This window comes from Magnetospirillum molischianum DSM 120 (genome assembly GCF_000294655.1).
GTDB classification, from domain to species: Bacteria; Pseudomonadota; Alphaproteobacteria; order Rhodospirillales; family Magnetospirillaceae; genus Phaeospirillum; species Phaeospirillum molischianum.
This window is the reverse complement of record NZ_CAHP01000021.1, coordinates 103917-125369: the sequence shown is the minus strand read 5'-3', so window position 1 is coordinate 125369 and position 21453 is coordinate 103917. Positions and strand designations below refer to the sequence as shown.

Sequence of the window (21453 nt, the reverse complement as noted above, 5' to 3'; positions counted from 1 at the left end):
AACTTATGACGTTCCATGCGTCAAGTTTCAAACATCATACGTTATGGATGGAACATGATTTCCTCAACGCAGATCAAAGTGGCTCGCCTGTTCCTGGGGTGGGAGCAGAAAGACCTTGCCGCAGCATCCGAGCTTTCTCTTCCGACGATCCAACGTATGGAGAAGCTCGGCTTGGAGCGAAGCAGCGCCGGTAATGCCGAGAAGGTTCAGGCCGCTCTCGAAGCCGCTGGTGCCGTTTTCATCCCTGCCGGTGACTATCAAGGCAGCGGCGGTCCCGGCGTGCGGCTGAAGGGGGGCGAGTGACGTCATGCCTTTGACGTTCCATCCGCCCACGGGGACCATCGTCATTTGCGACTTTGGAACGGGCTTCGTGCCGCCGGAAATGGTGAAGGTCCGCCCTGTCGTGATCGTGTCACCACGCTTCAGAAATCGACTGGGCCTTTGCACGGTGGTCCCGTTGAGCAGTACCGAGCCCTCACCTTTGGAGCGTTACCACCACCTCTTATCATCCGGAGCCTACCCACCTGCTCGCAGTCCGATGTGGGCGAAATGCGATATGCTTTCCACCGTCAGCTTGGCCCGACTTGATCGGATCAAGGTTCGCGGCGAAGGGGGAAAACGGGGCTATTGCACATTTCAGATGCCTGCTGACGATCTGCAAGCCATCCAGCAATGTGTGCGTGTCGCCCTCGGATTAATGGACAATTAGTCCAGATTGGACGATATTAATCATGTTCCCGCGCTGCTTCGGCATCGGGCTTGGAAGACCGCTTCGGCGGCAGCCTCGGGGTCTAAGCGATGACAAGCTTCCTGAGGCTCAGATAGGCCCCGCTGGCAACGGTGGGGCCTTTGTCGTTTCCGACCCCGTGTGGCTGAAGCCCGGGTGTTCGGGTTCCTGTCGATAGCTGCAACCGGACCGACCGTCCCACTTTCGGGAGGCTTTACGCTCAGTAGAATTCAGGCAATCATTGCCCATTCCAAGCTGTCGCGGGGTGGCGTCATGGCCGGAAGCGAGTCTGAGGAGCGTGACCAGGGCGGCATTGCCAGCGGGCTTCGGTATTGGTGGAACATGCGGGGGGCTACGATCCGCCGCCCCCTCTGCCAACGCCCGAACCTCCCCGCCAAGAACCTGCTATAGATCCGGCCATCCCTGGGGGAATCGAAAGGTGGTTCTCTGGCCTGTTCCTGTCCTGGGCAACCAATACCCAGGTGCTGCCGACCTTGCATCCTGCCTGTACCAGATGCGAGTATGGGCATGAAGCCTCATGCGGGCTCGATTCCTGAATATTTGAGAGCGCTACGTTTCTTGCATGGATCGCTGTGATTTCGACCCATTCGGCGGCGGCCCGGCCGCAGACGTGAAGAAGGCGTTCTTGCGCTACCTAGTCGGGAGCCGCCACTGGAGGTCGGACCCCGTACCGGCGAGCGAAATGGTCGTCGATTCGTGGCGTGGACGGGTGGATATAGCGCTGTTCAACGGCCACCTGCATGCCTTCGAGATCAAGAGCGACGCCGACAAACTCGACCGGCTCCCCGACCAGATCCGGCGCATGATGCGCCACTTCGACAATGTCGGGGTAGTCTGCGGCGACCGCCACCTCGACAAGGTCGACGCTGTTGTCGATGAGGTTGGTGAAGGCCGCGTCGGCGTCTACCGGGTGGGCTCGGACGGCACTGTTCGGCAGAAGCGGTTAGGCCGGATCGTCACGGTCAAGGAGCCCTCGGCGCTCGCGTCGTTCCTGCTCAGGGAGGACATTGAAGCAGCGTTCGAGCGCGGTCGCGTGCCATTCCAGAAGGAGGAATACGCCTACATCCTCCGTCAGCGGATCGCAGCGATCCGGCCGTCTATCCTCCGCTCGGTGGCCATGGCCTCTTTGAAGGCGCGTTTTCGGGCGCGCGGTGAGAGGCTGGTCGCTGCGCTGGGCAACTGACTCAATCGTTGTCCGGCATCTCGTCATCGTAGGCGTTGGGCTGGGGGGTTTCTGCCAGAGCGGACACGCGATCTAGCTGGCGATAGAGGTGAATGTTCATCTTCACCGCTAGCCATTTCGCCGCATTGCCCATGTTGGCGATGTTACCTGCGGCCGCCGCGTCGATGCGATCAGAACCCCACAGCCCAGGAATGTTTGCCCATCCCGCCTTCTTGAGCTCATCGGCGCACGAAATGTACTCCTTCAGCGCCCCGATGTTCTGGCCGCGAGACTGTATCCACTCCCGATCTGTGGGGCCGACGATGCGGGGATAACCCATGCCACCACCCTTCTGCGGGCGCACTGGCATGCCCGCGTAGTCGCCGTACTGCGCCACCGCGAAGCCCCCGATTGCGTCAAAGACGTCCGCCTCCTCAATGTCCAGCGGCGTGACGCCTGCGGGCGGGGTCTCGAACGGGAAGCTGGTTCCGAGGCAGACGAGGGAAAGGAAGGGCCAATCCAACGGCAAGGCCGCGACCAACCGGCTGCGCGTTACCTCAAAGACCTGAACCGCCCGGGCGACCCGACCGCGCACGTCGCCGAGATCCACGATGAGGAGTACGTCCGTGACGTCGGGAACCGCCCGCAGCGCGGCGAGAACGTGCTCCATCTCGGCGTTGGAACCAGACGTCCGGATGGCAATCTTCCCCTTGCTGGCGAGGATGGCACGGACCTGGGAGATGAACTCCTTGACCGTCCCGCCGATGACGGCACACGGCACGGCGTTGGGGACGGCGTCGACAAAATCCCGCCACGCTGAGAACCCGCCCGTTGGCGCCGTGAGCGCATTCAGTGTCGAGTTGAACGCCCTCGCCGCGTCGATGATGTCTTGGTCGGCCGTGCGGGACACCTGTGCCTGAATACGGTCGATGTCAAGGATGAACGGGCGCCCACCGACCATGCGCGTCGCTTTGCTCAACGGCATCCCGAAATCCGTCCCGTTGCCGCTGCGGAAAAGGGTTACCAGCGGGAGCAGGCGGTTCTGGTAGCTTTCCGGCAGCGACTGGAAGGCCAGTTTCTCGGAATCCCGCGAGCGCAAGGCCGGGACGTAGGGAAACGACTTGAAGTCCAAGGTTCTCAAAGTTTTCTCCTTGCCAGTACGGCGATTAGGTTACCCATCATGGGCGCGCGCCTCGTCATTCAGCCCTTGGGCGGAAAGGGGTCGTTGCCGTGCGAGTCGCGTTCGCGGATCTGGCCGTTGCGCCCGTGGATGAGCAGTTCGCTGCCCTGGTTGCGGGAAATCTCGCGGCCACGGTCGATGGCCACCCGCTGGGTCTCGTGAACCGACGTCACGCGGGATGCTCCCGCGCCGCGGACGGCCCATTTCCCGTTGTGCGGCACCACATGTTGGTTGCGCTTAGACATTAAAACTGTTCCTTTCGTGGCAATAATGACTGGAGGTGCGGCCGCCCTCTCACGGCCTTCAACGGTTAATGCTCCATGCAGAACTAGTCGCGGACATGTCGTGGAAAAATTTCATGGCGCTGTCCGCGACCGATCCGCTTAGGGGCATTCCTGGTCAAATGGGCGTCGCCATGCGGGGGTGATGTTGCTAGAACGGTCTGAAATTATCGCGCGCTTGAAGGCGCTCAGTCAGGCGGACTTGTTCCGTCTCACCAGGGGTGCACGGCTCCGTTGTCTCGGGACCGATTACGGCCCGGACGACCTCCTCCAGGAGGCCATCCGGCGTATCCTGGACGGCCAGCGGACGGTACCATCCGACCAGCCGTTTGTAGCCTGCCTGATGCAGGTGATGCGCAGCATTGCCTGGGCGTCCCGAAAGCGCCTTCGTGCGGTCGCCAAAGAGGCTGAACTGGTGCAGATGGAAGACACCGTCCCGTCACCGACGCCAACACCAGAGCAGGAGGCCGCGTCCAACGACGCCTGTGCCCGCCTCAACGAGGTGATCGTAGACATGTTCGGAGACGACGACGAGGCGCAGGCGGTGCTGATGGGGCGCGTCGATGGCATGACTCCCGCCGAGATCAAAGCCGCTTTCGGGATGAACCAGACGACCTACGACACGGCCCTTCGGCGCATCCGTCGGCGGGTGGCCAAACATTTTCCAAAGGGATGGAAGCCATGACCAACACCAACGCGACGAACAGGCTTGAGGAACTGCTCGACGACTTGGTCTTCGACCTCATGGCGATCTCGGACGACGATCTGCTGGTCGAAGCGGAGCAGGAACTCGGCGGTGTCGCGGCTGCGGTCGCTGACGCCACCATAACCATCAACGCCGCCATCGTCGGCAGCGGACGTCGACTCCGCGAAAAGGTCCGGGCACGGGCAGCCGCGCGCGGCTCACGCGCTGCGACGGAGGCACCCGCCGAGGTAAAAATTCTGTCGTTTGCGGACAAGAAGCGGCTGTTCGACCAGTTGATCGCCGACCGCCGTGTGACGGACAAGCTGACGCTCGCCGCGCGGAAGGGAGAAGCGATTACGGAAGAGGAACTCGACGGCCTCCTCGACGACCTTGCACGCCTCGGCTTCGACTTCGACATGGATAAACACGCATGAGCTTCTCGCCCGCTGAGATGCTTCTCCTGGAACTCGGGATGCTCGCTCCCCGCGACATCGAACTCGAAGAGGTGGCAGCGTCCCGCGACGTCACCGTCCGCTATAGGAATCTAGTGAGCTGTGAGGCGAGGATTATTGGCCGCGGTGACACCGCAGTAGTCACTATCGACCGCAGACGCGGTTTGCACCGCGCCCGCTTCTCGCTGGCGCACGAACTGGGACATTGGCACCACCATCGTGGTCAGTCATTTGTATGCCGACCCGAGGACATCGGCGGCGGACCGCGCATTGCCAACCAAGTGGAGAAGGTCGCAGACGGCTACGCCGCAGACCTTGTGCTGCCCCCCTTCATGGTCAAGGCGCCGATCTCCGAGGTAAGGACGCCTTCTTTGGAGGCCGTCCGTACCGTGGCTAACGACTTCCGCGTCAGCATAACGGCGACCGCGCTTCGGTTCGTCCAGTACCACCCGACGCCGCTCGCTGTCATCTGCCACGCGCAGGGGCGCCGGAAATGGGCCAAGGCCAACCCCCGCATCGCCCGACGCCTACGCGATGAGCTCGACGACCGCTCTCCGGCCTTCGATGTCCTCTACGGTGAGGCGAAATCGTCCCGCCGCGTCCGGGTAAAGGCGGACTACTGGTTCGACGGGCACTGGGTGGACCGCTACGACGTGGTGGAGGAATCGTACCGCGTCACTGACGACGAGATCGTCGCGTTGCTGGTGGTTGAGGAGTCTGCACTTCTGAGCTGATCTTCCTCCAGCACCGCCAGCAACCGCTCGATCCGTTCCGCCTCGCTGGTCGCGTCCCCGCATTGGTCGGCCTCTGGTTCCTGATCGCCGGGCATTGTCACGCCCTCGGCCGCAGCCAGAGCCAGCACCAACCGGGCGCGGGCGATGGTCGCTACCGTCCGGGCGTTGCGATTGAAGATCGTGTCCAACTGGTCGATCCCTTCGGCGGGCAGATCGGCCGAGGCGGCGCGGTGGGCGTGGAAGGCGCGGAGCATCGCCACCCCTTCCAGCACCGCCGCCCGTTCGTCGGAAGGCAGGGCCAGGAACTCTTGCTCCCAGGCCCGCGCCGCAGCCCCCTTACCCCGCATCCCCTGAGCGGCCCAGCGTAGGAACCGTTCCGCGACATAGGCGCCGTGCCGCCAGTTGCCGTTCGCCTCGCCCTTGGGGGCACCGGGGGAGGTGCCGCCATGCATCCGGCACCGTCCGTTCGCCATCGCGGGAGACTGGCAGGGGGTTCCGGCCCGGGTCTTCGCGCCACAGCGGGGCGACAGATACATGGCCTTGTTCACCGCGCCGCGACCTTCTTCGGCGTCGGCGGCACCCCGAACGCCTCGTTGATACCCTCTTCCGCCGCGTCGAACATTTGCCGCAGATAGAACAGGTTCTGATAGGGCATCATCCGCTGGACCGCGTGGGTGTCGGTGGCCTTCCAATCGCCCCGGCCCGCCTCGCCCAGCACCTGGGACAGATCGGAGGGGGGATACGATTCGGTCATCGGTTCACCTCGTGATGATGGGAGTGGCGCTGTCCAAACTGGACATGGCCCTAGTTTCCCGTTTCAGGCCCTTTAACGGCATGTTCTGTTCCTTGCTACGTTGGCGGGCCGGGATGCTTCGCCCGCCCTGGGGCTGTTTCCGCTCAATTTGGCGGGGTGTCTGCGGATGGGGCGTCATCGGGTCAGGCTCCACAGCAGGATTGCGAGGGCGCGGGCTTCCTCGCGGGTGGTGGGGGATTGGCCGACTGAGCGCAGCGCGGCGACCAGGGCGGGGAGGTGGGCGTCCGGATTGCCCGTCAGGGCATGGGCCACTGTCGCGGCGGGCGCGGTCTCGATGGTGATGCCGTGGTGATCGGCCCAGGCGGCAGCGATCGCGAACAGCCCGGCATGGGTGATCGCGGTTCCGGGTGGTGCTTCGTCCACCAGCACCAGGGCCAGATCGCCGGCGGTCCGCTTGGTTTCGGTCAGCCAGCGGCGCAACGCCTGGAACGGAATGCCGGGGCGATCCGGCGTTGCCACCGGCAGGGATGCCCGGCCGCTGGTGATCCGACCGGATAGCGAGCCAACTGCCCAGCCGAAGCGTGGTGCCGACAGGGTGAGCGCAAGAACGGCGGTCATGCCGCACCTCGGACCTGTCGGCGCAGGTTGCCAACGGTGGTCGGCGACACCCCGGCCGCCTTCGCGAGGGCGCGATCCGACCAGCTTGCGGTTTCAACATTTTTCAACATGTCGAGGACGTGAGCACGGCGGGCGGCGGTGCTGGTCGGGTGTCCAGTCTGGACGGGCGGAACGGGTGGCGTGGCGCTGTCCAGATTGGACGATGCCCCGTTGATCACCAGCCGGTTGAAGGTGTCCAGAATGGACGGGGCGGCCAAATGGGCATCGTCATGCCCATCCGAATCGGCTGCGAATTCCAGCCGCACAAGCAGGTCATCGAGAGTGACAATCGGCATGTCCCGCTCGAACATCTTGCGGACAATCTCGCGGCGATAGGACGCGGGTAGATCGAGTTGTTCATCACCCCAGCATTCCACGGCGTGGCACAGTTCATCGTCCCGCTCGGCCCAATAGCGCGCTTCGTCTCGGGCCTCCCGAATCGTCTGAGGCATCGGTATCGCGGCCATGATCGCCGCCCGGCATTCGTCCACCGGGTGCTTGCCGAAATCGTACCGACTCCATCCGCCCATGCTGTCGTGCCAACGCCCGGCCAGATACTCGAAGCCGGGGCTCGGTTCGAACGAGCCTTCCAGCCAGGGCAAGGCGGCATCGTGCAACGCCTGTTCGCGCGGATCGCGGGCGATCGCCGCCGCCTCGCTGCCGTATTTTTCCAGAACCGCCGCTCGTTGCGGGGCGTACCGCTGGCGTTCGGCCTCTCGCTGGGCTTTCTGCCGGGCCATGTAGGCGTCATAGGCGGCCTTCGATTCCCAGGTGAAATTCCCCTTGGTGTAACCCTTCGGCTTCGGTGGCTGCTGCTGCGGCTCCCCGGTCCATGCCGAATAATCGAAGCTGGTGGTGCTGGCCTTGGGCGCGGCCATCCGTTCGGCCACGTCCTTGAAATCCATCCCGGCGGCGGCAAGCATCCCCTTCGCCTTGCGGAGCGCGGCCAAAGCCTCCGCGTCGTTGTCGCTCGACGCCAGGGCCAGCAGTTTGCCGAGTTTGTCGGCGTTCAGGGCGGCGGTCATTTCGTCACCTCGTCCAGATTGGACGCGGGGGATTCGGTCACCTCGGTGCGCTGAGCGCGGGCGTCGATGGCCCCGGAAAGGGCCTTTTGGATTTCAACATTTTTCAACAGGCGCTCGCCCTGCTGACGGGCCGTCTTCTCGCTGTACCCGGCGCGGATCGCCGCCTGGGTGGCGTTCTGGATGTCAGGTTTTGACAGGTTCTCTTCGCCCATCTGCCCACCGTGGAGAAGCTCGACCGGCCGGGGCGCAATGGGCGCTTGTGCAGCAGCGGCCACGGCCAGAAGGCGAGACGACGAACGTCGGTGCATGGGGTTGTTTCTCGGATTCATGCCGGTGCTCTCCAGCCTGCGGGGGTCTCGACGAACTGGTGGCCAAACCGATCATCGTGAGCGCTGCGGTACTGGTAGGTGGCTTGGTTGAACCAGAGGCCAATCTTCCCTTCCCAATCGCCATTGCGCTGTTTGGCGACGTTCAGCAGCACCGGGGGCTTGTCCGCCAACGGGGCGAGGGCGTTCTGATCGCCGCTGACTTCCGCCGCCTTGATCTCGTCTTCCAGCTTCCGATTGCGCCAGACGCCCAGGATGTTGAACGCATTCGCCCCGATCTCGCTGGCTCCCTTCACGTCTTCCAGTTCGGGAACTCCGCCGCTGGCCCGGTCGGCCTTGCGGGCATGGGCGACGAGGTGGACGTGAACCGCCTTTTCGACCGCCCAGGTGACGATCTCGAACACCGCCTTCTCCTGCCCCTCGTAATCCTCTGAACCGATCCCCAGCCGCATCAGGCTGTCGATCACGAACACGTCGCAGCCATACCGAGCGCGGGCGTATTCGAAGATTTCCAGCAGCTTCGCCACCGATACCTTGCCGACCAGGGCGAACACCCAGCACCAGCCGTCGAGCCAGTCCATCACGACGCGAAGGAAGGGTTCGGTCGGACGATCGACATTGCCCGCCTGTTTGACCATCCGCTTTAGCGACTGGCGCGGAGCCATTTCCAGCGAGGCGAGGCAGACCCGCGCGCCCTGATCGCCCATCGCCACCAGAGCGTGAGACAGCACTTGTGACTTACCGGCACCACTGGGGCCGGTCCAGATCGACAGTTCGCCCGGCCGGAACACCAGCTTGTCGCCGATCTTGGCGAACGGCAGGCGATAGCCCGGTTCCTGGTCATCGGTCGGCCAGAACAGGCGAAGGACATCCTCGGTGAATTCCCCGGCCCGGCGCAGTTCGGGCGGATCGAGGGTCCGGGCGGCGGCGAAGCACTCGCGGATTTCCTCCGCCGACAAACCGGCCTTGCGGCATTCGTTCAGATCCTTGCGCGGCAGGATCACCCGGCGGCAGCGGTGACGACCGAGGCGGTTGGCGATCTCCCCGGCGGCGAGTTCGCCTTCCCGGTCGTTGTCCAGCGCGAGATAGATCACCTCGAACTGGCCCAACCGCTCGAACTCGCTTTCGATCCATGCCTGTTTCGCGCCGATCCCGCCCCCGAACGGCACCGACAGGGCCGGAATGCCGAAATCCCAGGCGGTCAGGGCGTCGATCTCGCCTTCGGTGATGACGATTTCGCGAGCGTTGCGGTCGATCGCCTGCCAGCCGAACAGGACCGGCTCGCATCCAGCTTCAACCCGGGTGATCTTTTTGCCCTCGGGGCTGCGGTCGATCCCCAGGAATTTGACGAAAGCCAGGGTGCCATCCGGCAGCAGCGAGGGGAACACGATGGTCCGACCCTGTTCGCCGACCCGATAGGCGCGAACCGCATCCTCGGACAGACCGCGCTCGCCGGTCAGGTAGGCCAGAACGTCCGACTTCGGCGCAGCGCATTTCGGCCGGTCGGGACGACGCCACGCTTTGGCCGGTTTCTCGAACCGGGGCCGTTCGATCCCCAACCAATTGCGGATATCGTCCAACGCCTCGGGCAGGGGCTGGCGTTTGACCGCTCGCCACAGGTCGATCAGATCGCCGCCTTCGCCCCCTTCGGCGAAATCGCACCACGTTCCGGCCTTGGCACCCTGGACACAGACCTTGAGCGATTCGCCCGGCTCGCCGCCGACACTGCCCACGGTCCATTCCCGGCCCATCTTCCGGCCACGCGGCAACAGGTGTTCGGCAACTTCGGGCGCACGATCGACCAAGGCGCGCTTGATGGCGGTGATGTCGCTCACAGCAGCACCCCCAGTCGGCGATACAGGGCGTCGGTCTCGGCGATGACCGCTTCGGTCGATGCCCGGCGCTCGCCGTTGAGGATCGCCCCGACCCACTCGCGAGGATTCGACTTGCCAGCCGCGAATTCCAGGGTCCGCATAGTGGCGTCGAGGTCGCCGGAATGATGCTTGATTAAATTCGTTACCATGCCGCCGGTACGCGGTCCCAACACGCGGGTGCCCAGGTCGAATAGGGGCTTCTTCACGTCGATCGACGAGGCCGCGCCAGGAGGAGATTTATCTCCTACTGAATCTATAGACGGTGACGGTGAAGGTGAGGGGTTATTGTCATCGCATTGATTTTCAACGAAATCGCCTTGAGTTTCAGCTTCAGTTCCGGTCGAGTTCGCGTCGAGTTCAGCTCGAACTCGGGCGGAACGGGCCTTCCCGCCCTTGCGTCCAGCCTTGCTTCTGCCCTCGTATTTGGCGATTTCTTCGGCGGCTCGACCATTGATGACCAGCCCATCCACCAGCCTGAGCTTGCCCTTGTCGAGCAATTCAGCGAGCAGAGGCCGGAGGCTTCTGGCCGTGGCGCATCCGGTGATCCGGCACAACTCCCGCTCGTCGTTCGGGATGCCGCCGCCTCGGGCATAGATCGCGCACAAGATGTCGATAAAGACACCTTTGGCCGCGCAACTCAGGTCACGGGTGTCCAAGTGCCAATCCTTTGGATAGAAGTCGAAGCGAAAGAGGCCGGGCATCACATCGCCTCCCGCACTAGAAGGGCGGCGGCCGGGTATTCGGAAATACCCATCCGGACCATTTCCACCGCCTCTTCGTCCCAGTCGAATGTCTCGACGAGGTACGCCCGGAAATCGGCGCTGCTCTTGGGATTGAGCGCCGCGCGAAGCTCGGCTCGACCGGCATCCGTGCGGGGTAATTTCAGAATGCGAGCGCTCATCTCGTCTCCTTGCCGCCAGTAATGGCGGTCATCGGGGGTGACGCGAATCGGACACCGTTCAGAGCGGCCAGCATCTCGGGGGAGAGGCGGCCATAGCGTTCGAGGGTCGAGACAAGGTCATCGTCCGGGATGTCCCACTCTGTCGCGATCTCGGCGAGCAACTCGCCCATAGCCCTCGGGCCGAGGCGGTGCAGGTGCTCGACCAGACGGGGAAACCGGGGTCCGGACGGGATCATTTGCCACCCCCGTCGATCAGGGCCGCGATCGCCGCCAGTCGGGCCGGATCGCTTCCGGCAGCACGACGCAAGATGTCGAGGATTACCCCGCCGACCGGCCGCCAATTGGGCGGCACGGTGTCGGGCTGCTGGCTTGGGCGCGGGGTCATGGCGTCACTCCCGCCAGGACGATCCGCCGGAATGTGCGGTGAATCGTCCCTGCATCGCGATTATGAAGGGGTGTTCCGGCATCCCATTTCATGCTCAACCGCTCCAGTTGCCGCCGCTCGCTGGCCGACAGGTCGCCGTTCAGCCGACCGAGAAGCAGGCCCAGCAGGTCGCCGAGTTCAGGCCACCGGCCTTCCGGCGCGGAAGCTCGGTCTCGGGCGACCAGATGGAATGCGCCTTCCGTGACCAGTTCAGCCAGATCGGTCCAGGTCAATCCGGCCCGCCCCAGCGCCAGGGCCAAAGACGTCAGGGCGTCGGCAGTGGCTTGCCCATCGCGGCAATCAAGGGCCGGGAATTGATCGCGTATCAGCGGCAACAGGGCGAGGGATCGGGCGGGGGCGCTCATGCCGCACCGCCCGGCCAAGCCAGCGAGGCAACAGCCGCCGCCATCGAACCGCGAAGGCCGAGGGCCGCAAGGCGGCGCAGTTGCAGGTTGCGGGGAAATTCGCTATTTTCGAACCCGTCCAGACGCTCAGCTTGGATGGTTTCGAAGGTCCGCGCCCCCGCCAGGGCGCGGCCTTTTTCATGCGCGCCCATCTCAGGCGGCATCCTGTCTGATCGTGATCAGGGCGTTGAGGCTATCAGCCGTGATACGAGTTGATTTGCCCAGCTTGATGACCTGAAGCGACTTCTTGCCGATCAGGTCATAGAGCTTGGTCCGTCCGATCTTCAGAACGGCGCAGACTTCATTGGGCGTGTAAAGCTGGGGGGCGGTGTTCATGGGCAACCTCGTTCGTTCGAGACTGCCCGCTATTATTCACATACTGCGTCGGGTACCTAATTCACAAATTCACCAGTGAATTATTGATTATGTGAATTATCTGGTGAATATGTTGGGCGCCCTCTTTTCGGTTTATGGCCGCACATCTCCCTCACTTTGACAACATCGCATCTGGAAAGCCCCCGCTCTTTTCCCCAAGCCTCGGCGCTCTTTGTACCGGGCTTCAGGGTTTGGAGGGGTGGCTTCTTGCCAGTTTGCGCCAGAACGTCGGCCTCCCACGCCTTGTAGGCGTCCAGGTGGCTGGCAAAATCAGTTTTCGGAATCTCCTCTTCCGTAGCCTTCACCTCCCAAACAGCCTTCAGCATGTCCTCGCGGACATAGACCCAGCCGACAGATATTCCTAGTCCGGGAGGAATACGACCGCTCGTGAGGACTATTGTTCCATCCCGTGAAGCCCATAGACTCCGGTTTAATTTATATTCATCACCAGTTTTTTCGTCGATGACGATAGAGGCGTCATTGAGCGAGTGCAGAAGCTGTCTTGTCCATTTGACTGCCTCTTTGATCATTTCATTGTGAATAGGGTCAAGGCTTGGGGTCGGTTTATGTTGTCCCATCCCCACAGATCCCAATCCGCCAAGTAAAATTTTTGGGGAACTCTCTGATGGAGTGCTTATAGGCTTCGTGATGTCGGGCCAAGCTGCACCGAAGATGTGACGTCCTTCATGGTCAATTACGTCCGTCAGGCACAGCATTCCGACCGGAATAAACGACGGACGAATGAAGACGGGCCAAGACCACTCTTTTCCCGCGCCTCTGATTTCAGGAATCATAACCATCTGCACCCTCCGTGGTGCCTCCGAAGTGGTCGGTGGAGAAACCCGGTCGGAGTTCCGGGCTTGTCAGGCCGTCGCCCTATCCCCACCGATTGGTATTTACGCCCCCCTGGTGAGGGGCGTCACATTGGTACCGGGCGTTGCCAGCCGCTCAAGGTAGTCGGCCCATTGCTGGAGTGCGGCGCGGCGCTCGTCCATGCGGTCGTGCTGGTCATAAACCTTCACGATCCCTTGGGGGACATGGCCGATCACCAATTCGGCGGTGGTCTCATCCACACCGAGACGGGCGAGGCCGGTTCGCAGGGTGCGGCGGATATCGTGAAGGGTGAAGTCGCCCTTGCCGCCGACAATCTCCCGCAGCCGACGAAGCGCGCTCAGAGTGCCGTTGAATGGTTTTCCATCGGTCCGTCCGAGCAGCACCGGGCCGGTTGCTCCTTCGGCCCACCGCGCCCTGAGAATTGTCATTACCTGGGACGACAGCGGAACGGCCTGGGGGATGCGCGTCTTGTATTTGGTGGCGGGGATCGTCCAGACGGCAGCGGCAAGATCAACCTCTGACCAGTCTATCAAGCGCACCTCGTCGCGGCGCTGGCCGGTCAGCATCAGCAGCCGGATGTAATCCCGCGACAAGTCGCCCATGTCGGCGGTTCCGATCCATGCGGCGGTAAGCTCGGCTTCGGTCAATGTCCGGCGGCGGGCCTGTTCCTGGGCCGTTCCCGCCACCTTGTGCATGTCTTTCTTTCGCGCGGATGGCACTCCGTCGAGATAGTCCTTCTGTTCGCACCAGCGCAGCAGGGCCATCAATTCCGAATAGACCCGGTTGGCCTGGACCGGAAAGCCCTTGGCGGTGACAGCGGCAACCACCTCGATCAGGTCGGCTTTGCGGATGGTCCCGATCATCCGCTTGCCCAGGGCGGGGGCGACGTGATCGCGAAACATCGATTCCTTCAGATTGATCGTGCTGGCGCGCAGAGCCGGGCGCATGGCGTCAAGATACTCGGTATGGGCTCCGGATACGGTCAGCGTTTCAGCGCGGCGGCGGGCGTCGAGTTCGGCGGGGGAAGCCCCGGCTCTTGCCTCAGCGGCATAATCCCGCGCCCGATCCCGAGCTTCGGTCAGCGACATCGCCGGATAGGCCCCCAGGGTGTGGCGCACCCGTCGCCCATGGATAGTGACTTTGATTGCCCAGACTTTCTCGCCGGTCGGAGAGATTCTCAGCCGTAGCCCTCGGCAGCCCCCGTCAGATACTTCGCGCCAGTCGGTCGCGTCACGTTCCGGCTTGAGGGTCCGCACAACGCTGTCGGTGAGGGCTTTTGTCATGGCGCTGAATTCCATGGGCCGTTCTTGGGCCGTTTTTATCCGGCTGATAGCGCATCATCGCGAACGATGGCAAACGGCATCATGGGCCAGTCCGGCCAAATTTCCAATGAATATCAGTGGAGTGATGGTTTCGCCTGTGTGCGCCTGCGGTCGTCATTGTTCACGAAAAAGCCTAACATTTCCAGTCTCCTAGACGTGAAGCCTCCCTGTTTGACTTTGCCCCGGAAACCGAGTGTTTCCGGGGTTTTTTTATCGAAAAGTCGGTCGTCCTTGAGGGGGCTTACGTCATTGAGGCAGCAGGATTATTTTGTTGCGATTGAAGCCACAATCGCCCCGGTTGCTTCGATCAGATCGAGCGGGGCAGCCTTGATCTGAAGTCCGCGCTGGCCGCCATTGACGACGATGAAGGGCAGGAGCAGGGCGCTCTGGTCAAAGGTCGTGCGCAGACGCTTTTTCTGGCCCAGGGGCGAGATCCCGCCGACTTTGTAGCCAGACAGGCGCTCGGCATCGTGTACCGCCATCATCTGCACCGATTTCTTATCGGTGGCATGGGCCAGTGCCTTTAGGTTCAACTCGTGGTCCGATGGCACCACCGCGATCATCGCTTCGTCCCCGGCGGTGACCATCAAGGTCTTGAATACCTGCGACGGCGGCAGCCCCATTGATTGGGCCGCGTGCAGCCCGATCGAGGCGGCGTTGGGATCGTACTGATATTCCAACAGCTCGAACGGCTTTTTGGCCTTATCCATCGCGGATGTGGCGGGGGTGCGTTTACTCATATCGTTCGTCCCGAAATGGAAATGTCGTTAGTACGTCAAAACGACAGGTCGAAAATCGGTGCGGAGGTCAACCGGCGATGCCGGGGCGAATCGTCACCGCATGGCCTGCGGTCTGTCCAGCCTCGAAGGCGGCGGCGGCGACTTTCTTTCCCGATGCCCGGCCCCGCCGCAGCGACAGGTCAAGTTTGGCGAATTCACTCTCGACGATGGCCTGACGGACGACAACAAGGTCGCGACCGCTGGTGCGACGGTTTGATTCGTCGCGTTCGGCCTTCATCGCGCCAAGCTTCTCGGCAATCGATACCGCCATGCCGAACAGGAACGATCCCCGTTCGTCATGGCCATAGCGGATGAAGCGTTGGTCGCGCGCATAGGCCTCCCAGGCGGTCTGCATCGCGGTCGCGATCACGTCATGAACGTAGCGGGCCATCTCAAGGCTGGGCCGCAAGCCAAAAAAGACGTAGCGGATTTTTCCAGCTTCGTCTTTCTCGCGCCAGACCTTGCAATCGCAATACTCGGCAATGGCGGGGATGCAGGCCGAGATCGGCTGACGCTGCTTGCGATTGGTTTCAAGCGCGGCCTGTTCGCACAATTCTTCGCGCAGGTCGAGATCGCTGAGAGACAGATCGTGCCGGTCCAGCAGTTCGGCGACCTTTGCCGCCGCCGCGAGTGCTTCGTCCTCGGTGCAGCCGTTGGCCGTGGTTTTCGCCCGCAACGCCTGAAGTCGTGATTTGAGCTTGTCGAGATCGCTCGCCATAGGCCCCATCCTTCCTTATTCGGTTGGCGTCGGCTACGACGTCCCTATTCCCTTAGCCGACCGGCTTCGACCAGCGCGAGGCGGGGTAGCGGTGCTGCGGCTGGGATTCGGGCGTTGCCGCTTCCACTGGTTCTACCGTTTCGGCCTGTTCGGCGGCTGATTGGGCGCGGTCCTGTCTCGGTTTGGTGCCGAGGCCGATCGACTTGGCCAGTTCCGAGCGGCGAGCGGCATAGGTCGAGGCAACCATCGGATAATCGGTCGGCAGCGACCATTTGGCGCGGTATGCGTCCACCGACAGATTGTGAGCGGTCTGAAGGTGTCGTTTCAGCATCTTCTGAGGCTTGCCGCACTCCAGACAGTACACCGCATCCGGTGTCACCGATTTACGAACCGGCACGGCGGGCTGCTGCCGTTCCTGCGCTTCGACGGCGGGGCTGTCGATATTGGTCAGCGTTGCGTGAGTGCTGCGGATCAGTTCGGGAAGATCGGCCGTCGCGACGACGTTGTTCCGAAGGAAGGCGGCCACAATTTTCGATGTCAGGCGGATCATACAGACAGACTCCAATCAGGCGGTCACGGCGCATTGCGTACCGTGAATTTCGCGGCTGGGCTGGCGGGAAAGGCATCGACGCCAAGTCCGGGCCTCTGCTCCTGAAGACTCAAATGTTCCGCGCGTCAGGAATCGCCGCATCAGTACAGTCATGTACATGACTTATTTCTGTAGTTAATTACAAGGCTTACCGACACCTTGGTGCGTTCTCCGGCGTCAGAGCCAAGCACACGAGCGGGAAGACAGCAAAAAGGCCGGACCCACAAGGTCCAGCCTTTTGATGATGCTCTCACTTTCGTGAGAGACTTGGAGCGGGCGAAGGGATTCGAACCCTCGACCCCAACCTTGGCAAGGTTGTGCTCTACCCCTGAGCTACGCCCGCTCTGTCTTGCGCCCGGTGCCGGAAAGTCCCGGCGTCCGGAGGTCCGCATATTACGAAAAGATTCGATGGGCGCAAGCACTTTTTTCATTTTTTTGCGAAGAGTCTCACGGATCTCCTAATCGGGGAGATTACGGCATCATCGATCGATCCCCGAGAACGGTATCGGAGAGTAACGGATAGAAAGAACGGGCGTCGTCTATCTGATAGTGCCACCATTCAGAGTGATAATGGCCCCAACCGGCGGCGGTCATGACTCCAAGCAGGAGCGCGCGGTGACGTTGCGCCTCGGGCGGGATGTCGAGGCGACCGTGATGAGAGAGCGGGGTGAAAGCGTCGAACCCGGTTCCCATGTCGAGAGGCAGACCGCTGACGATATCGATCAGATCGACATCGACCGCGACGCCCATTGAATGGGTCGATCCCTGATGTGGATCAGCCAGAAATTCAGGATCGGGGCAGATGCTCCACAACGCCCATTGCGCTTCGGCCGGGCGGAATGCATCGCGGATGCGCAGTCGTAATCCCAGCGGATGGGCCAGCGCTGCCGCCTGGGTCAGCAATGGGGCGGCGTCGGCATGAAGCCAGCAATCGGCATCGGTGCGATAGACCGGGTTGCCGGTGAAATTATTGGCGGTGGCATAGGCCAGGGCCAACTCGATATTGAAGGCGGATGGGGAAATGGGTACCAGAGGCGACATCTTAGGTCTTTCCTTGATTGGCCGGGCGCAGTATAGCCGCCTGATGAATGTTCTTGCCATCGACACCTCGACCTCTGCCTGTTCGGCGGCGCTGCTGCTGCGCGATGGGCGGGTGGCCGCCCATCGCCTGACCGTGATGGCTCGCGGCCAAAGCGAAGCCCTGATGCCGATGGTGAAGGCCGTGCTGGATGAAGCCGGTCTAACCATCGCCGAACTCGATCTGTTGGCCGTGACGGTCGGGCCGGGAGCGTTTACCGGCCTGCGTATCGGTCTGGCTGCCGCGCGTGGCTTCGCCCTGGCTTCTGGCCTCCCCCTGGCCGGAGTGCCGACGCCGCTGGCGGTCGCAGCGGCCATTCCCGAAGCGGAACGAGTCGGTCGTACCGTAGTGGTTGCGCTCGATTCGAAGCGGGACCATCCTTGGATTCAGTTTTTTCGCTCCGACCTGACCCCGTTAGGCGCGGTCGAGGCGTTGGCCCCAGACGAGGTTTCGGCTCGGCTGACCGGCCCGGTTCTGGTCGCTGGCGATGCTGGGGCGCGGCTGCTGGCGGTGTTGCCCGATGCGGTGGCGGCCTCGTCGCCCGGATGGCCGGATGCCGTTTTCGTCGCCCGGTTGGGGGCGGAACTCTGGCGCGAGGGGCGAGCCTGGCCGCCCGAACCTTTGTATCTCCGTGCCCCGGACGTTACCCTTCCCGGATCGAAGTCATGATCGAACTGGTGCCGGCGGCGATGCTTCATGCCGAATTGCTGGCCGGTATGCATGCGATCTGTTTTGTCGAATCGTGGAGTGCCCGCTCGATGGCCGAGGTGCTGGTGATGCCCGGCTCCAGCGCTCTGATTGCCGTCGATGGAGGCCAGTTGCAGCCCAGCACGACCCCGCCGGGACCGGCCGGGTTGGTGATGTGGCGGCGCACGTTTGACGAAGCCGAGATTCTGACCCTGGCCGTGTTGCCGCCCTGGCGGTGTCAGGGGGTTGGGGGGCGGCTGCTTGAGGCGGCGATGGCGGACTCGGCGGCGCAAGGGGCGGCGACGATGTTTCTGGAGGTTGCCGACGACAATCTGGCCGGTCAGGCGCTCTATCGCCGCCACGGATTTGCTCAGGTCGGACGACGTAAGGGATATTACGGAGGTGTTGATGCATTGACCATGCGTCGGACACTGGATCAATCTCAATTTAGAGAGCTGTCCTCTGAGTATCCCGGCAAGACTACCTAAACTATTTCTTGCATATCAAAAGGCGATGTAGCCCAAGCGGGTCATTGTCAGCGATCCGAGTCATATTCAGAATTTCGTGCCCCAGTTCCCGGATCGATCTCGGCACATTTTCGATAGGTTCCCAGCCTTTTAGCCATATTTCGGCTGTTTCGCCGGGAGCCATCCGTTCGATCAGCAACTTGGCCTTAACGAAGGTCATCGGGCAGACCTCCGCTGTGATGTCAAGGCAGTAGTTCGGGTTTTCAGTCATGTGATTCCAGTCGTCTTGCTTTGTCATATTGGTTATTGCTTCCCCCGATTTAAGGAATTATATAGAGCCAATCGTTAGGAAATGGGAGGGGTGCTCTAAATGTCGGAGCGTTCGAGTAACAATGAACTTCTTGCGCTCACCACCGAGATCGTGTCGGCGCATGTCGGCAATAACAGTGTGGCGATCGGAGAGCTGCCCCACCTGATCCAGGAGGTCTATCGTACCCTGTCGTCGGTTGGGACGACTCCGGCAGTTCCCGAGCGGCCCCAGCCCGCGGTTCCGGTGCGTAAGTCGGTGACTCCCGACTACATCATCTGCCTCGAAGACGGCAAGAAACTGAAAATGTTGAAACGGCACCTCAAGACCGCTTACAACATGACCCCTGAGGAATATCGCGAGCGTTGGGGCCTGCCTGCCGATTACCCGATGGTGGCTCCGAATTATGCTCAGCATCGGTCCAGCCTGGCCAAGAAGATCGGCCTCGGGACCAAGCCGCGGACGCGCAAGCGGGCGGTCTGAGCGAACGCAAGTGGTATTCGGGCGCCGGCGATCAAGGTGCGGCGGCGCCCGCTTGTGGGTAACAGGCGCCCCCGTCGCCGGTCAACGGATACGCCATGGTCTCGCGCATCGAACAGCGCTGTATCGACAAGGGAATGAAGATGACCGAGCAGCGGCGGGTGATTGCCCGTGTGCTGTCGGATTCGGCTGACCATCCCGATGTCGAGGAAGTCTACCGTCGCTCGACCCACATCGATCCGAACATCAGTATCGCGACGGTTTATCGGACCGTGCGCCTCTTCGAAGAGGCGGCGATCCTTGAGCGCCACGACTTTGGCGATGGCCGGGCTCGCTATGAAGAAGCGGCCGGGGATCATCACGACCACCTGATCGATATGCAATCGGGCGCGGTCATTGAGTTCACCAGTAGCGAAATCGAAACGCTTCAGCGCGAGATCGCTCGCCGTTATGGCTTTCGACTGGTGGGTCACCGACTGGAACTGTACGGAGTTCCGTTGACTTCCGACGACGAACGGGCAGAAAAATAGACGGCGCGGCCCATCCGCGCGTCCCGACGGACTCAGAGGAATCATGCCATCCGCTCTTTCGGCAGATGAACCTACCGACCGCCTCGACGTCAGGCTTGCCGAAGGCCCGGATGAAATAGCCGCCGCCCAGGCTCTGCGCTATCGCGTCTTCTACGAAGAGATGGGAGCCCATCCCACCGATACGACCCGCGACCGTCGTCGTGACATCGACGATTTTGATGCCGTTTGCGACCATTTGCTGGTGATCGACCGTGCCCGCGGCACGGGTGCGGCGGGAGTGGTTGGAACCTATCGCCTGATGCCCCGTGCGGCGGGAGAGGCGTTCGGTCGGTTCTATACCGCCGGTGAATACGACATTTCATCGATTTTGGCTGACGGTTGCCGGTTCATGGAACTGGGACGGTCCTGTGTCGATGCCGGCTATCGCAACGGCGCGACAATGAAGAAGCTGTGGGACGGCATCGCCGCCTATGTCTTCGAACACAATATCGAACTGATGTTCGGCTGCGCCAGCCTGCCGGGAACCGATCCCGGACGTTTGGCCGGGCATCTCGGTTATCTCTATCACTACCATCTGGCGCCCGAACGCCTGCGCCCCCGTGCCTTGCCTCACCTCTATGTCGATATGGATCTGATGGCAAAGGAAAGCCTGAACCCCCGCCGCGCCCTGGCCGAGTTGCCACCGTTGATCAAGGGGTATCTGCGCCTGGGCGGCTTTGTCGGCGATGGCGCGGTGATCGATCACCAATTCAACACCACCGACATCTGTGTCCTGGTCAAGACCGACCTGATCACCGACAAGTATCGCAGCCACTACGGACGCAACGTGCGTGACGCCACCTCTGAAGTCTGAGACCGTGATGGTCTCGCCAGTCCTTGCCCTGGCGCGTTTCGCGGCCTTCAGTGTGTGGACACTGCTGCTGGTCCCCCCCTATCTGATGATGCGTCTGGTATCGCATCGGGTGGCCGGTCGGGTTGTCCTGTTCTACTGGCAGGGCGTAATGCGCCTGATTGGCTTTACGGTGGTGGCGCGCGGTACTCCCGATGTGGGAGCCGGGCCGGCCCTGTTTGTCTCCAATCATGCCAGCTATCTCGATATCATCGTTCTGGGCAGTCTGATCCCCGCCTGCTTCATCGCCAAGGCCGAGGTGGCGGGATGGCCCGGCTTTGGATTGCTGGCCCGTCTGGCTCGTACCGTGTTCGTCGATCGCCGCCCGTCGGCGACGGCGCGCGAGCGTGATAGCGTTCGTCATCGGCTTGAAAGCGGCGATTCTCTGATTCTGTTCGCCGAGGGCACCAGCAACGACGGCAATCAGGTTCTGCCGTTCAAAAGCGCGTTGCTGTCGGTTGCCGAAACAGGTTTTTCCGGGGCAGACGGTACCATCCGGCCTTTGCCGGTCCAGCCGGTGTCGCTTGCCTATACCCGGCTCGACGGATTGCCGATCACGCGGGCGATGCGTCCGTTTCTCGCCTGGTACGGCGATATGACGCTGGTCGGTCACCTGCTGGGCGCGCTGGGGCTGGGCCGGGTTACTGTCGAGGTGACGTTCCATCCGGCGACTTCCCTGGCGTCGTTTCCGTCGCGCAAGGAGTTGACGGTGCATTGCCACGACCTTATCGCCAACGGTGTCGCCACGCTGTTGGCTGGCCGAGCCTGACGCCCGGCGGACGCCAAGACCG

34 protein-coding genes and 1 tRNA gene are annotated in these 21453 nt (G+C 62.3%); 12 read left to right on the top strand and 23 right to left on the bottom strand.

Going from position 1 to position 21453, the window contains the following annotated elements; genetic code table 11:
* Positions 1–54: 54 nt before the first annotated feature.
* The 3 genes from PHAMO_RS09610 to PHAMO_RS18495 all read left to right on the top strand — a co-directional run bounded on the left by PHAMO_RS09610 (position 55) and on the right by PHAMO_RS18495 (position 1931).
* Entirely contained in the window at positions 55–303 is a 249-nt protein-coding gene (locus tag PHAMO_RS09610) for a helix-turn-helix domain-containing protein (RefSeq protein WP_002728828.1), read from the top strand.
* 4 nt (positions 304–307) lie between these two features.
* Entirely contained in the window at positions 308–709 is a 402-nt protein-coding gene (locus tag PHAMO_RS20395) for a type II toxin-antitoxin system PemK/MazF family toxin (RefSeq protein ID WP_002728827.1), read from the top strand.
* A gap of 601 nt (positions 710–1310) precedes the next feature.
* A complete protein-coding gene (locus PHAMO_RS18495; RefSeq protein WP_002728824.1) occupies positions 1311–1931 on the top strand; it encodes a sce7726 family protein in 621 nt (206 codons plus the stop codon).
* A 1-nt stretch (position 1932) separates the two neighbouring features.
* Here the strand turns inward: PHAMO_RS18495 and PHAMO_RS09595 are convergent, their stop codons facing one another.
* Positions 1933–3051: a beta family protein gene (locus PHAMO_RS09595; RefSeq protein ID WP_002728823.1), complete on the bottom strand. Its 1119-nt coding sequence runs from the start codon at positions 3049–3051 to the stop codon at positions 1933–1935.
* 59 nt (positions 3052–3110) lie between these two features.
* A complete protein-coding gene (locus PHAMO_RS09590) occupies positions 3111–3335 on the bottom strand; it encodes a DUF2188 domain-containing protein (RefSeq protein ID WP_002728822.1) in 225 nt (74 codons plus the stop codon).
* A gap of 238 nt (positions 3336–3573) precedes the next feature.
* Here PHAMO_RS09590 and PHAMO_RS09585 point away from each other — a divergent pair, with 238 nt between their 5' ends.
* From PHAMO_RS09585 to PHAMO_RS18995, 3 genes are read left to right on the top strand one after another with little or no spacing between them, the layout of a single operon-like run.
* A complete protein-coding gene (locus tag PHAMO_RS09585; protein ID WP_162136955.1) occupies positions 3574–4056 on the top strand; it encodes an RNA polymerase sigma factor in 483 nt (160 codons plus the stop codon).
* Entirely contained in the window at positions 4053–4490 is a 438-nt protein-coding gene (locus tag PHAMO_RS09580; protein ID WP_002728820.1) for a hypothetical protein, read from the top strand. The genes PHAMO_RS09585 and PHAMO_RS09580 overlap by 4 nt, the downstream gene beginning before the upstream one ends.
* Positions 4487–5242: an ImmA/IrrE family metallo-endopeptidase gene (locus PHAMO_RS18995; RefSeq protein ID WP_002728819.1), complete on the top strand. Its 756-nt coding sequence runs from the start codon at positions 4487–4489 to the stop codon at positions 5240–5242. Before PHAMO_RS09580 ends, PHAMO_RS18995 begins: the two co-directional genes overlap by 4 nt.
* On the opposite strand, the gene PHAMO_RS09570 is transcribed toward PHAMO_RS18995, so the two are convergent.
* From PHAMO_RS09570 to ddpX, 20 genes are all read right to left on the bottom strand, one after another.
* Positions 5155–5790, bottom strand: coding sequence for an HGGxSTG domain-containing protein (locus PHAMO_RS09570; RefSeq protein ID WP_002728818.1), 636 nt, complete (start codon positions 5788–5790; stop codon positions 5155–5157). The two genes, PHAMO_RS18995 and PHAMO_RS09570, sit on opposite strands and share 88 nt — an antisense overlap.
* The gene (locus tag PHAMO_RS09565; protein ID WP_002728816.1) at positions 5787–5996 is read right to left on the bottom strand and encodes a hypothetical protein; all 210 of its coding nucleotides are present in this window, start codon (positions 5994–5996) and stop codon (positions 5787–5789) included. Before PHAMO_RS09565 ends, PHAMO_RS09570 begins: the two co-directional genes overlap by 4 nt.
* Before the next feature lie 174 nt (positions 5997–6170).
* The gene (locus PHAMO_RS09560) at positions 6171–6614 is read right to left on the bottom strand and encodes a hypothetical protein (protein ID WP_002728814.1); all 444 of its coding nucleotides are present in this window, start codon (positions 6612–6614) and stop codon (positions 6171–6173) included.
* Positions 6611–7678 carry a DUF2786 domain-containing protein gene (locus PHAMO_RS09555; protein WP_002728811.1) on the bottom strand — a complete coding sequence of 356 codons (1068 nt, stop codon included), beginning with the start codon at positions 7676–7678 and terminating at the stop codon, positions 6611–6613. Before PHAMO_RS09555 ends, PHAMO_RS09560 begins: the two co-directional genes overlap by 4 nt.
* The gene (locus PHAMO_RS20045) at positions 7675–8007 is read right to left on the bottom strand and encodes a terminase small subunit (protein ID WP_002728809.1); all 333 of its coding nucleotides are present in this window, start codon (positions 8005–8007) and stop codon (positions 7675–7677) included. Before PHAMO_RS20045 ends, PHAMO_RS09555 begins: the two co-directional genes overlap by 4 nt.
* Positions 8004–9839: an AAA family ATPase gene (locus tag PHAMO_RS09545; RefSeq protein WP_002728807.1), complete on the bottom strand. Its 1836-nt coding sequence runs from the start codon at positions 9837–9839 to the stop codon at positions 8004–8006. Before PHAMO_RS09545 ends, PHAMO_RS20045 begins: the two co-directional genes overlap by 4 nt.
* Positions 9836–10579 carry a DUF1376 domain-containing protein gene (locus PHAMO_RS09540; protein WP_002728805.1) on the bottom strand — a complete coding sequence of 248 codons (744 nt, stop codon included), beginning with the start codon at positions 10577–10579 and terminating at the stop codon, positions 9836–9838. Before PHAMO_RS09540 ends, PHAMO_RS09545 begins: the two co-directional genes overlap by 4 nt.
* Entirely contained in the window at positions 10579–10779 is a 201-nt protein-coding gene (locus PHAMO_RS09535; protein WP_002728803.1) for a hypothetical protein, read from the bottom strand. The genes PHAMO_RS09540 and PHAMO_RS09535 overlap by 1 nt, the downstream gene beginning before the upstream one ends.
* Positions 10776–11015, bottom strand: a complete 240-nt coding sequence (locus PHAMO_RS09530; protein WP_002728801.1) for a hypothetical protein — start codon at positions 11013–11015, stop codon at positions 10776–10778. The genes PHAMO_RS09535 and PHAMO_RS09530 overlap by 4 nt, the downstream gene beginning before the upstream one ends.
* A complete protein-coding gene (locus PHAMO_RS19415; protein WP_155801660.1) occupies positions 11012–11164 on the bottom strand; it encodes a hypothetical protein in 153 nt (50 codons plus the stop codon). The genes PHAMO_RS09530 and PHAMO_RS19415 overlap by 4 nt, the downstream gene beginning before the upstream one ends.
* Positions 11161–11568, bottom strand: coding sequence for a hypothetical protein (locus tag PHAMO_RS09525; RefSeq protein ID WP_002728799.1), 408 nt, complete (start codon positions 11566–11568; stop codon positions 11161–11163). The genes PHAMO_RS19415 and PHAMO_RS09525 overlap by 4 nt, the downstream gene beginning before the upstream one ends.
* The gene (locus tag PHAMO_RS09520) at positions 11565–11759 is read right to left on the bottom strand and encodes a hypothetical protein (RefSeq protein WP_002728797.1); all 195 of its coding nucleotides are present in this window, start codon (positions 11757–11759) and stop codon (positions 11565–11567) included. The genes PHAMO_RS09525 and PHAMO_RS09520 overlap by 4 nt, the downstream gene beginning before the upstream one ends.
* A 1-nt stretch (position 11760) precedes the next feature.
* The gene (locus tag PHAMO_RS09515; protein ID WP_002728795.1) at positions 11761–11943 is read right to left on the bottom strand and encodes a helix-turn-helix domain-containing protein; all 183 of its coding nucleotides are present in this window, start codon (positions 11941–11943) and stop codon (positions 11761–11763) included.
* A gap of 80 nt (positions 11944–12023) precedes the next feature.
* A complete protein-coding gene (locus PHAMO_RS09510; RefSeq protein ID WP_002728793.1) occupies positions 12024–12782 on the bottom strand; it encodes a hypothetical protein in 759 nt (252 codons plus the stop codon).
* Positions 12783–12878: 96 nt separating this feature from the next.
* The gene (locus tag PHAMO_RS09505; RefSeq protein ID WP_155801658.1) at positions 12879–14099 is read right to left on the bottom strand and encodes a tyrosine-type recombinase/integrase; all 1221 of its coding nucleotides are present in this window, start codon (positions 14097–14099) and stop codon (positions 12879–12881) included.
* 302 nt (positions 14100–14401) lie between these two features.
* A complete protein-coding gene (gene ybaK, locus PHAMO_RS09500; RefSeq protein ID WP_002728789.1) occupies positions 14402–14878 on the bottom strand; it encodes a Cys-tRNA(Pro) deacylase in 477 nt (158 codons plus the stop codon).
* Positions 14879–14945: 67 nt separating this feature from the next.
* Entirely contained in the window at positions 14946–15635 is a 690-nt protein-coding gene (locus PHAMO_RS09495) for a DUF7168 domain-containing protein (protein ID WP_002728787.1), read from the bottom strand.
* Between the two features lie 52 nt (positions 15636–15687).
* Positions 15688–16185 (bottom strand): MucR family transcriptional regulator, encoded by a 498-nt coding sequence (locus tag PHAMO_RS09490; protein ID WP_002728786.1) that lies wholly within the window; start codon positions 16183–16185, stop codon positions 15688–15690.
* A gap of 307 nt (positions 16186–16492) precedes the next feature.
* Positions 16493–16567: transfer RNA gene (locus PHAMO_RS09485), tRNA-Gly, on the bottom strand.
* A gap of 128 nt (positions 16568–16695) precedes the next feature.
* Entirely contained in the window at positions 16696–17265 is a 570-nt protein-coding gene (gene ddpX, locus PHAMO_RS09480; RefSeq protein ID WP_002728784.1) for a D-alanyl-D-alanine dipeptidase, read from the bottom strand.
* On the opposite strand from ddpX, the gene tsaB reads away from it, so the two are divergent.
* Positions 17246–17971, top strand: a complete 726-nt coding sequence (gene tsaB, locus PHAMO_RS09475) for a tRNA (adenosine(37)-N6)-threonylcarbamoyltransferase complex dimerization subunit type 1 TsaB (protein ID WP_235720824.1) — start codon at positions 17246–17248, stop codon at positions 17969–17971. The genes ddpX and tsaB overlap by 20 nt on opposite strands.
* The gene (locus tag PHAMO_RS09470; protein WP_002728780.1) at positions 17968–18477 is read left to right on the top strand and encodes a GNAT family N-acetyltransferase; all 510 of its coding nucleotides are present in this window, start codon (positions 17968–17970) and stop codon (positions 18475–18477) included. Before tsaB ends, PHAMO_RS09470 begins: the two co-directional genes overlap by 4 nt.
* A 1-nt stretch (position 18478) precedes the next feature.
* Here PHAMO_RS09470 and PHAMO_RS09465 read toward each other — a convergent pair whose 3' ends face one another.
* A complete protein-coding gene (locus PHAMO_RS09465) occupies positions 18479–18727 on the bottom strand; it encodes a sulfurtransferase TusA family protein (RefSeq protein WP_040566614.1) in 249 nt (82 codons plus the stop codon).
* 99 nt (positions 18728–18826) lie between these two features.
* On the opposite strand from PHAMO_RS09465, the gene PHAMO_RS09460 reads away from it, so the two are divergent.
* The 4 genes from PHAMO_RS09460 (at position 18827) to PHAMO_RS09445 (ending at position 21431) form a co-directional block, all read left to right on the top strand.
* Complete coding sequence (locus PHAMO_RS09460; protein ID WP_002728776.1) at positions 18827–19246, top strand: MucR family transcriptional regulator; 420 nt, start codon at positions 18827–18829, stop codon at positions 19244–19246.
* 95 nt (positions 19247–19341) lie between these two features.
* Complete coding sequence (locus PHAMO_RS09455) at positions 19342–19773, top strand: Fur family transcriptional regulator (protein ID WP_002728774.1); 432 nt, start codon at positions 19342–19344, stop codon at positions 19771–19773.
* A gap of 43 nt (positions 19774–19816) precedes the next feature.
* Entirely contained in the window at positions 19817–20626 is an 810-nt protein-coding gene (locus PHAMO_RS09450; protein WP_002728772.1) for a GNAT family N-acetyltransferase, read from the top strand.
* Positions 20604–21431: a lysophospholipid acyltransferase family protein gene (locus tag PHAMO_RS09445; RefSeq protein ID WP_235720823.1), complete on the top strand. Its 828-nt coding sequence runs from the start codon at positions 20604–20606 to the stop codon at positions 21429–21431. The genes PHAMO_RS09450 and PHAMO_RS09445 overlap by 23 nt, the downstream gene beginning before the upstream one ends.
* Positions 21432–21453 lie beyond the last annotated feature (22 nt).